We start from the raw sequence: 14,612 nt of genomic DNA, 5'->3' as shown, positions 1-14,612 counted from the left end.
CTCTCCCGCCCGCCGGACGCGAGCACGTAACACGCGCCCACCCTCCTGCTCCCATACGACGATGCCCGCCCCCGATTCCGTCACGCTCGAAGCCCTGCGTCACGTCAGCACCGCGACGCTCACCACGCAACTGTTCAAACGCGGCCTGCGCAATACCTTCATGCAAGGCGTCGCACCGCTCGCTGCGCACAGCGGACCGAACCTCGTCGGTCCCGCGTTCACGTTGCGTAACATCCCGTCGCGTGAAGATATCGATGTGCTCGAACTGTTCGCGAACCCCGAATACGCGCAGCGCAAATGCGTCGAGACGATTCCCGCCGGTTACGTGCTGGTGCAGGATTGCCGCGGCGAGCGCGGCAGTGCGTCGTTCGGCTCGATTCTCACGCAACGGCTACAGGTGCGTGGTGTGGCGGGCATGGTGTCGGACGGTCCGGTGCGCGACAGCGTAACGATCGCCGCGCTCGGCCTGCCAGTGTTCTGCGCGGGCGCCAGCGCGCCGCCGAACCTGCTGCGCCATCACGCGATCGACATCGACGTGCCGATCGGCTGCGGCGGCGTCGCGGTTTTTCCGGGCGATGTGATTGTCGGCGACACGGACGGTGTGGTCGTGATTCCGCACGAAATGGCCGCCGATGTCGCCCAGGCCGCCGTCGAGCAGGAACATCTCGAAGAATTTCTGACTGAGCGCATTCGCGACGGCGCGGCATTGCCCGGCACCTATCCGCCAAACGAAGCGACCCGCGCCGCGTACGACGCGTGGCGGCAGGCGCGCAAGCGCTAAAAAAAAACGCCGGCCAAGGCCGGCGTAAGGGTTCTGGCTATTCCGAGGGCGTACCAGAACCTGAGAGACGGTACTGCGTTGTGCTCCGTGTTCATGCTCGCTGCCGCACGCTGCGACGCACGTTCGATACCCGTACAACGGTTCGCACATGGCGGGAAAGTATAGCCGTGCATCATTGTTTAGTTAAGCCCAACATCTTTCTTTTCATTCCACCGGTACAGACCTGTCTACTCACGTCTCCTGCGAGTGAATCGTATGATCAATACCGCGTGTGCAACTGGTCAGCATCGCCGCCCCACCGCACGATGCAGCGCTAGAATTCGCGCATGACTACCTATATCGCCCTGTTGCGCGCCGTCAATGTCGGCGGCACCGGCAAGCTGCCGATGTCCGAACTGCGAGCAATGTGCGAATCCATCGGTTGCACGAATGTGCGCACCTACATTGCGAGCGGTAACGTTGTTTTTGCCAGCACGCTGTCGAAAGCGTCGGTCAAGACGAAACTGGAAGCTTGCCTCGCGGGTTATGCGGGCAAGCCGGTCGGCGTGGCGATCCGCACCGGTCCGGAAATGGCGGCAGTCCTCGCTGCGAATCCGTTCAAATCAACGCCGCCGAACCGCACGGTCGCGATCTTTCTGGACGCTCCGCCACCCGCCGATACGCTTGCGCAGATAAGCGGCCAGCAAGCCGAAGAGGTTGCGCTCGGCAAGCAGGAGATCTACGTGCACTATGGGGACGGCATGGCGCACACGAAGCTGAAAATTCCCGCTGCGAAAACCGGCACCGCCCGCAACATGAACACCGTCGCTACGCTCAGTGAATGGGCTGCAACTTGAAGCCTAGGCTGCGCTCAGCGCATCCACCAGCAGCACCTTCAGGCTTCCCACCAGCAATGAATCGCCGTTGCCGTGCGCCGATGCGATCGCCATGCCGAACGACGGCAATGCCGGCAGCCCTGTCTGCGTATCGAGCACCGTCAGATCGGCGGGTACCGCGCCTTCGGTGAGGACCGTGATCGCTATGCCGGCGCGGACCATCGCGAGCAACCCATCCTTGCTCGCGCTCTCACACGCGACGTGGTACGCGATACCTGCGCCGTCTAACGCGCGCCGCGCCGCCTGGTGATCGAGCGTATCGGGTTCGGAAAGCGCGAGTGCCAGCGACGCATCGCCGTGTTCCGCAGCCCGTGCATGCGCGCCTACCCACACGAGCTTTTCGTAGCGCACGGCCGCCTCGCCGTCGTCGCCTGGCGCCAGTGAGATCAGCGCGAGGTCGATCCGCTTGTCGCGCAGCATGCGCCGCAGATGCGTCGTCGATGCGCACACCAGATGCACAGCAACGCGAGGATGGCGGCCCGCGATCTCGCGCAGCAGCGCCGGCAGAAACGTAATGCAGTAGTCGTCGGGACAGCCGAAGCGGATCGCGCCGCTCAGACTGCGTCCGGTCAGTTCGGCGAGCGCCTCGTCGTGAATGCGCAGCAGTTCGCGTGCGTGATGCAGCAGCGTTTCGCCGCGTGCAGTCAGCTCGACGCCGCGCACCGTGCGCAGCAACACCGCGCCGCCGGCGACCTCCTCGATGCGCCGCACCTGCATGCTGATCGCAGACTGCGTACGACCGACTTCGGTCGCGGTACGCGTCAACGAACGCGTGTCGGCGATCGTGACGAAGGTTCTGAGCAGGTCGATGTCGAGGTTGGTCATGATTTATCGAGGCGGATAACAACGCGGGTATCAACTCAGGTATCAAGCTAGCGAATGGCATCCATCAACGGTATTCGTTTCCTGTGTGACGGCGTTCGGTCGTAGCATCGGGTCAAGCCGGCGTCATTTGTTTTGTACCCTTCGCGCCGGCATCTTCGTACAGGAAACGAACCTCATGACGCCACTCTCCGAAACGGCATTCTGGTCGGCCGCGCAGCGCCATCTGATCCGCTACGGTGGTTCATTCTCGCCGGTCATCATCGAACGCGCCAGCGGTTCGTACGTATTCGATTCGACCGGCCGCGCGATTCTCGACTTCACGTCCGGACAGATGAGCGCCGTACTCGGTCACGCACATCCCGAAGTGGCCGACGTAATCGCACACAGCGCGCGTGAACTCACGCATCTGTTTAGCGGCATGCTGTCGCGGCCGGTGGTCGAACTCGCGACACGTCTTGCGGAGATCGCACCGCGCGGTCTCGAACGCTCGCTGCTGCTGAGCACCGGTGCGGAAGCCAACGAAGCGGCCATCCGGATGGCGAAGCTCGTCACCGGCAAATACGAAGTGGTCAGCTTCGCGCGCTCGTGGCACGGCATGACCGGCGCGGCCGCATCGTCGACCTACAGCGCAGGTCGCAGCGGTTACGGCCCAGCGGCCGTCGGCTCGTTCGCGATCCCTACGCCGTATCCCTATCGTCCCGCGTTCGAGCGCAACGGGCGCTACGACTGGAACGCCGAACTCGACTACGCATTCGATCTGCTGGATCGCCAGTCGGCGGGCAGCCTCGCTGCGTTTATCGCCGAGCCGATTATCAGCTCGGGTGGATTGATTCCGCTACCGTCGGGTTATCTGCGCGCGCTGCAACGCAAATGTGTGGAACGCGGCATGCTGTTGATCGTCGACGAGGCGCAAACCGGGATCGGCCGTACTGGGCTGATGTTCGAATGCGAGCGCGACGGTGTCGTGCCCGACATCCTCACACTGTCGAAGACATTGGGTGCAGGAATTCCGCTGTCGGCGGTCTTGACCACATCGGCGATCGAGGAACGCGCCTTCGAGAAGGGCTATCTGTTCTACACGACCCACGTGTCGGACCCGCTGCCTGCGGCGGTCGGTGTGAAAGTGATCGAGATCGTGCTGCGCGATCGACTCGCTCAACGTGCAGCGCAGGCAGGTGAACGACTGCGTGCAGGGTTGCTCGAGATGCAGCAGCGCCATCGCTGCATCGGCGACGTGCGCGGCGAAGGGTTGCTGCTTGGCATCGAGATCGTTGCCGATCGGGACAGCAAGGCACCGGCGCCGGAGTTATCTGCAGCGATCACCGAACGCTGCCTGCAACTGGGGCTGCACATGAACATCGTGCAGTTGAAGGGGATGAGCGATGTGTTCCGGCTTGCGCCGCCGCTGACGATCAGCGACAGCGAAATCGATCAGGCGCTGGGGATACTCGATGACAGCATGACGTACTGTCTGAACCGGCACTAGGCGCGGAAGCGGAGCCTGCCGCGCTCCGCATCCGACTCAGACCATCGCGCAACGTTTACCGCACCGTCGTCCAGCTACCATAACGCGCAACCGCACTTTCATCGAAATTAAACCCAAGCCCAGGCGCATCGTGCAGCACCACCCTCCCATTCCGATGCCCAAGCTGCCGATCGATCAACCGCCGAAAGTTCAACACCTGATCGTCCCAGAAGAACTCCACATAACGCGCGTTCTGTGTCGCGGCAACGAGCGGTGCATGCACGTCGTGAAACCAGTGCGGACACATCACGACGCCATAGCTCGCCGCGGTCGCCGCGATGCGCCGCCACTCGGAGATGCCGCCACACACCAGCGCATCGCTCTGCAGGATCGCCGCAGCGCCCTTGTCGAGCAGTTCCTTGTGATACCAGCGGCCATAGCCAATCTCTCCGGTGGCAAGCGGAATGCGCGTGAGCTTCGCGAGGCGCGCGTGATTGTCGATATCGTCGGGGGAAAACGGCTCTTCGACGAAGTACGGATCGTAGGGTTCAAAACGCTTTAGATATTGCAGCGCCTGCGTCGTGTCGGTCCAGCCGTTGTTGATGTCGAGCATCAATTCGACGTCCGGCCCGACCGCCTCGCGCGCCGCGCGCACGCGCGCTTCTTCTTCGCGCGGCGACAAACGCCCTGCTTTCATCTTCACAGCCTTGAAACCCATCTCGACGTAACTTGCCATTTCTTCGCCGAGCATCTGCGGTGTCTTGCCGTCGAGGTAGTAGCCGCCGCTCGCGTAGGCCGGCACCGATTCAAGATGCACAGCGCCGAGTAATTTGTGCAACGGCAAACCATGCGTGCGCGCATTCAAATCCCACAGCGCCGTATCGAGAATACTGAGCGCACGCATCACCGTCCCCGCGCGCCCTTGTAACAACGCCTCCTGATACATCGCCTGCCACAAACCTTCCACCGCGTAAGAGTCCTTGCCGATCAGCACCGGTGCAAGCAGTTGCTCGACCGCGACCCTGAGCAATTCGCCGCCCGCACTGCCGACATAGCAGAAGCCGAGCCCTTCGACACCATCGGTCGAGCGCACTTTCACGAGACCGTAGTGGCGCGTAGACACGGTGCGGGTGGCAAACGAGGTCACGCGATCGAGCGGCACGCTCGCCGCGCACACCGAGACCGATTCGATTCTGGGCATTGCAGCACTCCTCCATTGAACACGGTCGCGGCAAGAGCACGACCGTCAGCAACGCAGTGTGATGGCGGCCACGGATCAAAAACAGTATCCTTTGGCTTCTTTAAAAGATAAAACTTTTATCGATGGATTCGCGCTACCTGCAAAGCTTTGTCTACGTGGTCGAGCTCGGTTCGATCGCGGAAGCCGCGCGCCGGCTGGATCTGACGCCTGCCGCGGTGGCGCAGCGCGTCAAGATGCTCGAACAGGAACTCGGCGCGAAACTCGTGCGCCGTTCGGGGCGCACGGTCGGCACGACCGAAGCCGGCGAGCGCATTCTCGAGCGCGCGCGGGCGGTGCTGCACGATATCCGCGACCTCCGCTCCGATCTCAACGATGCATCCGAGCTGGCCGGACAACTGAGGCTCGGCGGCACACCCACGATGATGACGAGCCTGATCCCCGATGTGCTCGCCGGGCTGCTCGCGCGTCATCCGCAGATCGACATCTATCTCGAACCGGGCACCTCGCTCGATCTGTACCGCAAGGTGGTGAGCGGCGATCTCGATGCGGCGATGATCGTGCAGCCGTTATTCGAGCTGCCGAAAAGCTGCGACTGGCGAACCTTTCGCGAAGAGCCGCTGATTCTGCTCACGCCGGCATCGATGCCGGTGAGCGATCCGCACGCGGTACTCGCGAGCGAGCCGTTCCTGCGTTATGACCGCAATGTGGTCGGCGGTCAGCTTGCCGATGCGTATTTGCGCCAGCATGGCATCCGGCCGCATCAACGGTGCGAACTCGACGGGCTCGATGCGATTGCGGTGCTCGTGGATCGCGGCATCGGTGTGTCGCTCGTGCCGGACTGGTTGATGACTCGCTTCGCGGGACTGTCGCTTGCGAAGTGGCCGTTGCCGCATCCGTTTCCGAAACGCGTGGTTGGGTTGCTGTGGGGGCGTTCGTCGGCGCGTATGCGGCTCGTGCAGGCGTTTTTGAATACTGCGCTCGCGCTGCCGCATCGATGAACGGCACGTCGGTATCGAGCAGGACTGGCCCGAAGCAAAGTTTTACTGATGTCTGAAGCAACGCCCACGCAATGCATCGCTGCGCCCGACGCCGCGATAATGTCTGCTTGAAGCCGTTGCTCGCTGCCCGTTGCTCGCACGCGTCACGGCCTTTGCATGCTCCTGTCAACTTTCTGGCTCCAGGCTCTCGATGACCGCCCCGCTCCCTCCCGCTCCCAGCGCCGCCGACGACAACACTTCCGACAACGCCCACACCGGTCTGCGCAAAGGCCTCACGAACTATGGCGACAACGGTTTCTCGCTGTTCCTGCGCAAGGCCTTCATCAAGGGCGCGGGCTACACCGACAGCGCGCTCGATCGACCGGTAATCGGTATCGTCAACAGCGGCAGCGCGTACAACCCGTGTCACGGCAATATGCCGCAACTGCTCGAAGCAGTGAAACGAGGTGTGATGCTCGCAGGCGGCCTGCCTATGGATTTCCCGACCATCTCCATCCACGAATCGTTTTCGCAGCCGACCAGCATGTATCTGCGTAATCTGATGTCGATGGATACCGAGGAGATGATCCGCGCGCAACCGATGGATGCGGTCGTGCTGATCGGCGGTTGCGACAAGACCGTGCCGGCTCAGTTGATGGGCGCGGCGTCGGCGGGCATACCGGCAATCCAGTTGATCACCGGTTCGATGTTGACCGGCTCGCATCGCTCGGAGCGAGTTGGCGCCTGCACCGATTGCCGTCGCTACTGGGCGCGTTTTCGTGCCGACGACATCGGCGCCGAAGAGATCGCCGACGTCAATAACCAGCTCGTTGCAAGCGTCGGCACCTGCTCGGTGATGGGCACCGCGAGCACGATGGCGTGCCTCGCGGAAGCGCTCGGCATCACGGTGCCAGGCGGCGCCTCGCCGCCCGCGGTCACCGCCGACCGCATGCGCATCGCGGAGCTGACCGGCACGCAGGCGGTGCAGATTGCGCGCGAGCGCCTCACCATCGACCGCATTCTCACCGCCGATGCATTCGAAAACGCGATGCGCGTGCTGCTCGCGATCGGCGGTTCGACCAACGGCATCGTGCATCTGACCGCGATCGCGGGGCGGCTCGGCTTCGATGTCGACCTGCAGGCGCTCGACCGTATGGGCCGCGAAACACCAGTGCTGCTCGACCTGAAGCCGTCAGGCCAGCACTACATGGAGGATTTCCACAGGGCGGGCGGTATGGCGACGCTGCTGCGCGAACTGAAGCCGCTGCTGCGACTCGATGCGCTGACCGTCACGGGCCGCACGCTCGGCGAGACGATCGACGACGCCGGCCCTGGCTTCGCGCAGGATGTCGTGCGACCGTTCGCCGATCCGATCTATCCGCAGGGCAGCATCGCCGTGCTGCGCGGCAATCTTGCGCCGGGCGGCGCGATCATCAAGCAGTCGGCCGCGGATGCGAAGCTGATGGAACACGAGGGCCGCGCCGTCGTGTTCGAGGACGCCGAAGATCTCGCTAGCCGCATCGATCGCGACGATCTCGACGTCGCCGCCGACGATATCCTCGTGCTCAAGCGCATCGGTCCAAAGGGCGCACCGGGTATGCCGGAAGCGGGCTACATTCCGATTCCGAAGAAGCTCGCGCGGCTCGGCGTGAAAGACATGGTGCGTATTTCCGACGGCCGCATGAGCGGCACCGCGTTTGGCACGATCGTGTTGCACGTCACGCCGGAAGCGGCCGTGGGCGGGCCGCTCGCGTGGGTGCAATCGGGCGACCGGATTCGTTTGAGCGTCGCTGCGCGCGAACTTACCTTGCTTGTACCGGATGCGACGCTTGCACAGCGGGCCCAGCAAACGCCAGTTGTAGAACCGACCGCGGAGCGCGGTTACCACAAGCTTTTCCTGCAAACCGTCACGCAAGCGGACCGTGGCGTCGATTTCGACTTCCTGCGTGCCGCGCAGACCACCGGGACGACGCCGCGGAGTTAGTGCATACGGCTGTCACACCCATTCAGCACTACGCGTGCTGGTACTGGATGCGGTGCAGTTGCGCATACAACCCGTTTTTTTCCAGCAGCTCAGCGTGACTTCCTTCCTCCGTTAACCTGCCGTGCTCCAGAACCAGAATCCGGTCCGCCCGCTCGATCGTCGAAAGACGGTGTGCGATAACAAACACCGTGCGGCCCTTCATCAACGTATCGAGAGCAACCTGGACGTGATGCTCCGATTCGGAATCGAGCGCCGAGGTGGCCTCGTCGAGGATCAGGATCGGCGCATCCTTATAGATCGCGCGGGCAATCGAGAGTCGCTGCCGTTGTCCGCCCGACAGGCGCGCACCGTTATCGCCAACCAGTGTATCGATTCCCAGCGGCATGTCCGCTACGGTGCTCCACAAATTAGCCGCGCGTAGCGCTGCTTCGACGCGCTCACGATCCGGCGTTTGCCCATACGCAACATTCGCTGCAACGGTGTCGTTAAAAAGGATGACGTCCTGGCTGACCATCGCCATCTGGCTGCGCAAATCATGCACGTCGTAGTCGACATACGGCACGCCGTCTAGCAGGATCGTGCCGCCTGTCGGATCGAAAAATCTCGGCAGCAAGTTGACCAGTGTCGTCTTGCCGCCGCCGGATGGCCCGACAAAGGCAATCATCTGTCCCGGCTTGACGTTAAACGAAATGCGATCGAGCGCCGGCCGCTCGGCGTCCGCATAACCGAACGAGACGTTCTGGAACTCCACTTCGCCGCTCGTCTGGTCGAGATGACGTCGGCCCGGAACCTGCTCCGGCGGTTCGTCGATCAGCTTGAAGATCAGTTCGGCCGCGGACATGCCGCGCTGCAATGTCTGGTTGACCGACATCAGTTGCTTGAGCGGGTTGATCGCCAATAAAGTCGCGGTGATGTACGCAACGAAACTGCCCGCGCTCCCCTGGCCGTGCAACGACTGAAACAGCGATATGGCGATCACAATGCCTATCGCGGTCGATGCGAGCAGTTGCGTAGTCGATTGCGCGAGCCCGCTCGACACGATCATCCGGATCGCGTAGCCCTTGAGGCGCCGGTTCATTGCCATGAAGCGGTCGACCTCGTATTGCTCGCCGCCGTGAATCTTCACCACCTTGTAGCCCGATACAACCTCTTCGACGATGTACGACAGACCGCTCGTCATGGTTTGCTGTTCGCGACCAAGGCGGCGCAAACGTCGATTGACCTGTGCGGCGAGCCATCCAATGCACGGAAAAACCGCTGCGATGATCAAGGTCAGCCGCCAGTTCAGGTAAAACAGGCCCGCCAGATATCCGATGGCGGTCAGGAGATTCTGCACCGACGAGAACAGCACAGATGTGAAGATCGAGAGTAGCTGGTTGACCTCGTAGACCACGGCATTGATGACCGAGCTTGCTGTCTCCCGTTGAAAGAATGATGCCTTCGCTGACACGACACGCTCGAACATGTCCTTTCTGATCTGCACCAGAATCGTGTTCGATGCATACCCAGTCAGATACCCGGAAGCAAACTGCGCGATCGCACGAACGACGGCCAGCGCGACGAATACGAGCGAAATGCGCCACCAGGCGGACGACGGGGCATTTGGCGCAAACCCGTCGTTGAGCATCGTTTTCATAAAAAGTGGTACCGCGGCCTCGGTTGCGGAAACCAGCGCGGTGAAGATCAACCCAAGCGCGAATATTCCTGCAACTGGCCGAAGGTAACCCTTCAACCGAATCACCAGAGCTTTAACAGTGAGTTTCATACCGGTTTACGAAAGCTGTTGCACATGGACCGGACAGGCAAAGTCCGGATGACTGGTCAGAAACCTCTGCCCGACATCATAATCCCGTTGAACCAACCGAATTTCCGCCACGACCTCGATGAGATGAAAGCAAAAATACGTCCGAATTTCGCGGCGCTGCGCGCCCTGGAGGCTGCAGAGAGATGCAGAAACTTCTCGCTTTCAGCCGAGGAACTGCATCTAACTCATAGTGCGATCAGTCATCAAATCCGGCAACTCGAAGCGGTGCTTGGAAATACGCTGTTTACTCGCGTTGGCTCGGAGATGATTCCTACGCCAGCGTGCAGTCGCCTCGCAGAGCGTTTGCGGCGCGGTCTCCTGGAAATTGATGCAGCGCTGGACGAAGCCAGGACGGAAGGTCAACCATCGAGGAGGCAGCTTAGTGTCAGCGTAATGGCGGATTTCGCGAATGTCTGGTTCATCCCGCGGCTCGCAGACTTCGCCCAACTCCACCCCGATATCGATTTGACTCTGACCGTGCACAATGACTTCACGCCGCCCGATCCGCGTTCGGTGGACGTCGGAATATGGCACCGTCGCATCGACGAGCGAGGATTCCGCTCCGAGAAACTCATGAAAGATCAGGTCATAGCGGTGTGTAGTCCAGGATTTCAGAAGAAGCATGGACCACTCTCGCTCGACCGATTGCAGGATATTCCTCTCCTGCATTTTCATTCCCGGTCCTGGCGCGAGTTCTTTCAAGCCGCGGGGCTTACCCGTGCAGAGCCAGGCCCTGGACCGACGTTTAGTGACGCCGCATCGTTGCTCAACGCTTCACTGGCCGGTTTGGGGGTTGCCATGATACGGGAGCAACTCGCTCGTACTTTCCTGCGCAGTGGTGCGCTCGTGCAGATTGGAGACGTGCGCATACCGGCTCATCTCGAGTACTACTTCGTCTGGCAAGAGGAGAATCTCAGAGAGTCAGCCATACGTTGCCTTTATCTATGGCTACAACAGGGCATTGAAACAATGTAGATCAAGGTTATTCTTGTGGCGCGCGCATCGCGCGACATCGTCCAATACACGATGCCGCGCGATGCAAAATGACACAACGCCTGCTCTTAGTGGCGTCTACCAGCGTCGTGGAAGGTAACGTCTTCGCCATCGCGCAAATCGAGGACCTCACAACCGTCGTCTGTAACTGCTACAACATGCTCCCAATACACCGCGAGAGATTTGTCTAACGTCTGTGCCGAACGGGTGACATTCGGCAGACGGATACCCTCGCCGCTACCTGCGCAAATGAAAGGCTCAACCGTGATCACCATGCCCTTTTCCAGAACACGCCCTTCATTGCGGGGATCCTTGTAGTACGGAATAAGCCATCCATCCGCATGAACCTGGCCGGTCGAATGCCCTGTGCCACTCGGCACTCGCAGCATCGAAAAACCAAACGATTCAACATACTCCTGCACTCTGATTGCGATGTCCTGAAGTTTCGCACCTGGACGCACCAGACTAATGCCGAGGCACATTGCCTGATACCCGACCGACATCAGCAGACGCGCTTCCGAACTCGTTTCCTCACCTACAATCCACATGCGCTGCGTGTCGCCACACCAGCCTTCTTTCTTTATGCTGACATCAACACCGAAAAGATCGCCGCGCTTTAACGGAATATCGCTTGGTTCACCGCTAAAAGCGTTTTCATTATGAGCGATGGAAATGCACGCATACTCGCTGGAGTCGTAACCGGCCAGGTCTTCGCGGTCAATCTCCGCGCCGTACTTGTTCACGATAAGGTCATACGCAATATTATTGATCTGCCGTGAGGTAACTCCGGGTTGAACGTGCGGTGTCAAGTCCTGCAAAACCTGTGCGGCAATTCGACCTGCCGCGCGCAACATCGCAATCTGCTCAGGCGTCTTGATCGAGATCTTGTTGTAGTCGACTTTTTCACTCATGATTTACTCCTGTGGGGATGATCAATTAATTTCCGCTGTTTAATGAATTTTCATTCGATACAGTTTTTCTTTGCATCAGATGCACTGAAAAACGGAGACCGATAAAGCTGCACGGCGACCGTTCACCTATTATTCAAATCTGAAGCGATCCGGTCCAACGAAACCTGTTCCAGCACACTGTGAAGAAAATTTGACGCGGTTTCGGGCGAACCGGTCATCCTGATTTCCAGGGCCAACTAAATCCCGAAGCGTGGTGTCAGTGAGAGGGGCTTCTAAGTCGCGTAACGGTCCGGACACAAAAATTATTAACGTTTGAAGCAACCGGGCCGCTCTTCTTCGCGGGTCTGTGCCACGCAATACTGCGCTGGCGGATCCAGACAGCCAACGAAGGAGACAACCGCCCATGAATGCATCGACTGCCCGTCTGCGCGGCGTGCTCGCGCCGGTACTCACGCCGTTTTCCGCCGACGGCACGCCATCGGCGGCGCGCTATGTCCGGCATTGCCGCCTGCTGCTGAATCAAGGCGTGAGCCTCGCCGCGTTCGGCACGAACTCCGAGGCAAACTCGCTGAGCGTGCGCGAAAAGCGCATGCTGCTCGATGCACTCGTCGAAGCCGGTTTGCCCACTGCACGCATGATGCCAGGCACCGGGGCGTGCGCGATTCCCGACACGGTTGAACTAACGCGTCATGCACTGGCGTACGGCTGCGCCGGCGTGCTGATGCTGCCGCCGTTCTACTACAAAGGCGTGAGCGACGAGGGCCTGTTCCGCAGCTTCGCGAGCGTGATCGATACGGTCGCCGATCCGCGTTTGCGTATCTACCTGTATCACATCCCGCAAGTTGCGCAGGTCGGCATTAGCGCGGCGCTGATTGAACGTTTATTGCGTGCCTATCCGGGCATCGTCGCGGGTATCAAGGACAGCTCCGGCGACTGGCAGAACACCGAGGTCCTGCTCGATGCATTCCAGCCCGATGGCTTCGATGTGTTTGCCGGCAGCGAGACGTTTCTGTTGCGCACACTGCAACGCGGTGGTGCGGGCTGCATCACCGCGACCGCCAACGTCAACGCAAAAGCGATTGCGCAACTCGCACGCGAATGGCACGCAGACGATGCGCCCGCGCAGCAACGGGCACTCGATACGACACGCGCCGCGCTCCAGCGCTTTCCGATGATCGCTGCGATGAAAGCGGCGATTGCGTGGCAATCGGGCGACGATGGCTGGGCCGCCGTACGGCCACCGCTCGTCGAACTCGATGCGGCACAGCGGCGCGATCTGGAGTCTGCGTTGACGAACATTGGCTTTCGTATCGACGGCGCCGCAACGCTGGCAGAACACGCAGAGGAAGTCGTGCATCCAGGCAGGTAGCGCCGCACAGCAAGCTTCGCCTACGTTCAGACGCAGCACGACAACGCCCGCGGCCACACGCAACGACTACACGTTTCGCGCCAGCGCGTCAGGAGACAACCTTGTTCATCCGCACCGCCCTTTCGCCGGCAGTCGGCGCAAACACCGCCGACAGACTGTTTCGTCGTGTCGCGCTGCGCTTCATGCCGCTGCTGTTCGCAGGTTACGTGGTCGCCTATCTGGACCGCGTGAACGTCGGCTTCGCGAAACTGCAGATGCTCGGCAGCCTGCATCTCAGCGAAGCCGCCTACGGACTCGGCGCGGGCCTCTTCTTCGTCGGCTACTTCCTGTTCGAGGTGCCCAGCAATCTGCTGCTGCACCGGCTCGGCGCGCGCCGCTGGATCGCGCGGATCATGGTGACGTGGGCCGTACTGTCGATGGCGACCGCGTGGGTCACGACACCGGCGATGTTCTACACCGTGCGCTTTCTGCTCGGTGTGGCGGAGGCCGGTTTCTTTCCCGGCATGATCCTGTACCTGACGTACTGGTTCCCGTCGCACCGGCGCGGCAAGATGGTGGCGGTGCTGATGGCGGGTAATCCGGTGTCGGGACTCGTGGGCGGGCCGCTATCGGGCTACATCATGCACGCGACACACGGTGTGTCGGGCATGGCGGGCTGGCAGTGGCTGTTCATCATCGAGGCGCTGCCTTCGGTTGTGCTCGGCATCGTGATCTTCTGTTTTCTCGACGACCGCGTCGCCGATGCGCGCTGGCTCGATGAGCACGAAAAACGACTGATCCAGCAGGAGATCGATGCGACGGCTGCCATGCGTACGCATAGTTCGGTGCGCGCGGTATTCACGTCGGCGCGCGTTTGGCTCATGTGTTTGATCCTCTTCGGCATTGTGATGGGTTCGTATGCGATCGGTTTCTGGCAACCAACCATTATTCGCGGCACCGGCATCGACGATCCGTTCGTGATCGGTCTGCTCACGATGATTCCCTACGCCGCCGCCCTCGTCGCAATGATCGCCGTGGGCCGTCATGCGGATCGCACGCGCGAGCGCCGCTGGCACGTCGCCGGGCCGGCGCTGCTTGCGGCGAGCGGGTTCGTTGTGTGTGCACTGAACGGCGATCACGCGTTGCTCTCGATGGTCGGGCTCACGCTCGCCGCGGTCGGCGTCGTGACCGCGCTGCCGATGTTCTGGGCGCTGCCGACCGCGTTTCTCGGCGGGACCGGCGCGGCGGCCGGTATCGCGTTGATCAACTGCACCGGCAACCTCGCGGGTTTTATCAGTCCGGCCGTGATCGGCTGGCTGAAGACCGTCACGCATACGCTGTCGTCGGGGCTTTTTGTCGTGGCGGCTTCGCTTGCGCTGTCGGCGTTGCTGATCGTCGTGCTCGTGCCGGCGCGGCTCGTCAACAGATAGCGATCAGCCAGGCGCTGG

General features: G+C 61.3%; 12 protein-coding genes. 8 read left to right on the top strand and 4 right to left on the bottom strand.

All coding sequences use genetic code 11. From position 1 onward, the window contains the following. The first annotated feature begins 61 nt into the window (after positions 1–61). Both FNZ07_RS09930 and FNZ07_RS09925 read left to right on the top strand, forming a co-directional pair. Entirely contained in the window at positions 62–781 is a 720-nt protein-coding gene (locus tag FNZ07_RS09930) for a ribonuclease activity regulator RraA (RefSeq protein ID WP_091017872.1), read from the top strand. Between the two features lie 326 nt (positions 782–1,107). Then, positions 1,108–1,617, top strand: a complete 510-nt coding sequence (locus tag FNZ07_RS09925) for a DUF1697 domain-containing protein (RefSeq protein ID WP_091017870.1) — start codon at positions 1,108–1,110, stop codon at positions 1,615–1,617. Between the two features lie 3 nt (positions 1,618–1,620). On the opposite strand, the gene FNZ07_RS09920 is transcribed toward FNZ07_RS09925, so the two are convergent. After that, the gene (locus tag FNZ07_RS09920) at positions 1,621–2,481 is read right to left on the bottom strand and encodes a LysR family transcriptional regulator (protein WP_091017868.1); all 861 of its coding nucleotides are present in this window, start codon (positions 2,479–2,481) and stop codon (positions 1,621–1,623) included. Positions 2,482–2,656: 175 nt separating this feature from the next. Here FNZ07_RS09920 and FNZ07_RS09915 point away from each other — a divergent pair, with 175 nt between their 5' ends. Continuing rightward, entirely contained in the window at positions 2,657–3,967 is a 1,311-nt protein-coding gene (locus tag FNZ07_RS09915) for an aspartate aminotransferase family protein (protein ID WP_091017866.1), read from the top strand. A 55-nt stretch (positions 3,968–4,022) separates the two neighbouring features. Here FNZ07_RS09915 and FNZ07_RS09910 read toward each other — a convergent pair whose 3' ends face one another. Beyond that, positions 4,023–5,147, bottom strand: coding sequence for a mandelate racemase/muconate lactonizing enzyme family protein (locus FNZ07_RS09910; protein WP_091017864.1), 1,125 nt, complete (start codon positions 5,145–5,147; stop codon positions 4,023–4,025). A 122-nt stretch (positions 5,148–5,269) separates the two neighbouring features. On the opposite strand from FNZ07_RS09910, the gene FNZ07_RS09905 reads away from it, so the two are divergent. Both FNZ07_RS09905 and FNZ07_RS09900 read left to right on the top strand, forming a co-directional pair. After that, a complete protein-coding gene (locus FNZ07_RS09905) occupies positions 5,270–6,145 on the top strand; it encodes a LysR family transcriptional regulator (protein WP_091017862.1) in 876 nt (291 codons plus the stop codon). Positions 6,146–6,335: 190 nt separating this feature from the next. Then, positions 6,336–8,108: an IlvD/Edd family dehydratase gene (locus FNZ07_RS09900; RefSeq protein WP_091017859.1), complete on the top strand. Its 1,773-nt coding sequence runs from the start codon at positions 6,336–6,338 to the stop codon at positions 8,106–8,108. A gap of 28 nt (positions 8,109–8,136) precedes the next feature. Here the strand turns inward: FNZ07_RS09900 and msbA are convergent, their stop codons facing one another. Further along, positions 8,137–9,873, bottom strand: a complete 1,737-nt coding sequence (gene msbA, locus FNZ07_RS09895; protein ID WP_091017857.1) for a lipid A export permease/ATP-binding protein MsbA — start codon at positions 9,871–9,873, stop codon at positions 8,137–8,139. A gap of 24 nt (positions 9,874–9,897) precedes the next feature. Between msbA and FNZ07_RS09890 the strand changes: the two genes are divergently transcribed. Next, the gene (locus FNZ07_RS09890; protein WP_245811703.1) at positions 9,898–10,887 is read left to right on the top strand and encodes a LysR substrate-binding domain-containing protein; all 990 of its coding nucleotides are present in this window, start codon (positions 9,898–9,900) and stop codon (positions 10,885–10,887) included. Between the two features lie 86 nt (positions 10,888–10,973). Here FNZ07_RS09890 and FNZ07_RS09885 read toward each other — a convergent pair whose 3' ends face one another. After that, positions 10,974–11,816, bottom strand: a complete 843-nt coding sequence (locus tag FNZ07_RS09885; RefSeq protein WP_091017855.1) for a M24 family metallopeptidase — start codon at positions 11,814–11,816, stop codon at positions 10,974–10,976. A gap of 403 nt (positions 11,817–12,219) precedes the next feature. Here FNZ07_RS09885 and FNZ07_RS09880 point away from each other — a divergent pair, with 403 nt between their 5' ends. Together FNZ07_RS09880 and FNZ07_RS09875 are read left to right on the top strand one after the other, a co-directional pair. Then, entirely contained in the window at positions 12,220–13,185 is a 966-nt protein-coding gene (locus tag FNZ07_RS09880) for a dihydrodipicolinate synthase family protein (RefSeq protein WP_091017853.1), read from the top strand. 182 nt (positions 13,186–13,367) lie between these two features. Continuing rightward, complete coding sequence (locus FNZ07_RS09875) at positions 13,368–14,594, top strand: MFS transporter (protein WP_091018206.1); 1,227 nt, start codon at positions 13,368–13,370, stop codon at positions 14,592–14,594. The last annotated feature ends 18 nt before the right edge of the window (positions 14,595–14,612 follow it).

It is taken from the genome of Paraburkholderia megapolitana (assembly GCF_007556815.1).
Taxonomy (GTDB): Bacteria; Pseudomonadota; Gammaproteobacteria; order Burkholderiales; family Burkholderiaceae; genus Paraburkholderia; species Paraburkholderia megapolitana.
The sequence above is the reverse complement of the archived record's forward strand: the minus strand, read 5'-3'. Positions and strand labels throughout refer to the sequence as shown.

What these genes read in the sequence shown, in the direction of transcription:
- FNZ07_RS09930 (WP_091017872.1), top strand. Translation starts at nt 62, where the DNA reads ATGCCCGCCCCCGATTCCGTCACGCTCGAAGCCCTGCGTCACGTCAGC.
- FNZ07_RS09925 (WP_091017870.1), top strand. Translation starts at nt 1,108, where the DNA reads ATGACTACCTATATCGCCCTGTTGCGCGCCGTCAATGTCGGCGGCACC.
- FNZ07_RS09920 (WP_091017868.1), bottom strand. Translation starts at nt 2,481, where the DNA reads ATGACCAACCTCGACATCGACCTGCTCAGAACCTTCGTCACGATCGCC.
- FNZ07_RS09915 (WP_091017866.1), top strand. Translation starts at nt 2,657, where the DNA reads ATGACGCCACTCTCCGAAACGGCATTCTGGTCGGCCGCGCAGCGCCAT.
- FNZ07_RS09910 (WP_091017864.1), bottom strand. Translation starts at nt 5,147, where the DNA reads ATGCCCAGAATCGAATCGGTCTCGGTGTGCGCGGCGAGCGTGCCGCTC.
- FNZ07_RS09905 (WP_091017862.1), top strand. Translation starts at nt 5,270, where the DNA reads ATGGATTCGCGCTACCTGCAAAGCTTTGTCTACGTGGTCGAGCTCGGT.
- FNZ07_RS09900 (WP_091017859.1), top strand. Translation starts at nt 6,336, where the DNA reads ATGACCGCCCCGCTCCCTCCCGCTCCCAGCGCCGCCGACGACAACACT.
- msbA (WP_091017857.1), bottom strand. Translation starts at nt 9,873, where the DNA reads ATGAAACTCACTGTTAAAGCTCTGGTGATTCGGTTGAAGGGTTACCTT.
- FNZ07_RS09890 (WP_245811703.1), top strand. Translation starts at nt 9,898, where the DNA reads ATGGACCGGACAGGCAAAGTCCGGATGACTGGTCAGAAACCTCTGCCC.
- FNZ07_RS09885 (WP_091017855.1), bottom strand. Translation starts at nt 11,816, where the DNA reads ATGAGTGAAAAAGTCGACTACAACAAGATCTCGATCAAGACGCCTGAG.
- FNZ07_RS09880 (WP_091017853.1), top strand. Translation starts at nt 12,220, where the DNA reads ATGAATGCATCGACTGCCCGTCTGCGCGGCGTGCTCGCGCCGGTACTC.
- FNZ07_RS09875 (WP_091018206.1), top strand. Translation starts at nt 13,368, where the DNA reads ATGCCGCTGCTGTTCGCAGGTTACGTGGTCGCCTATCTGGACCGCGTG.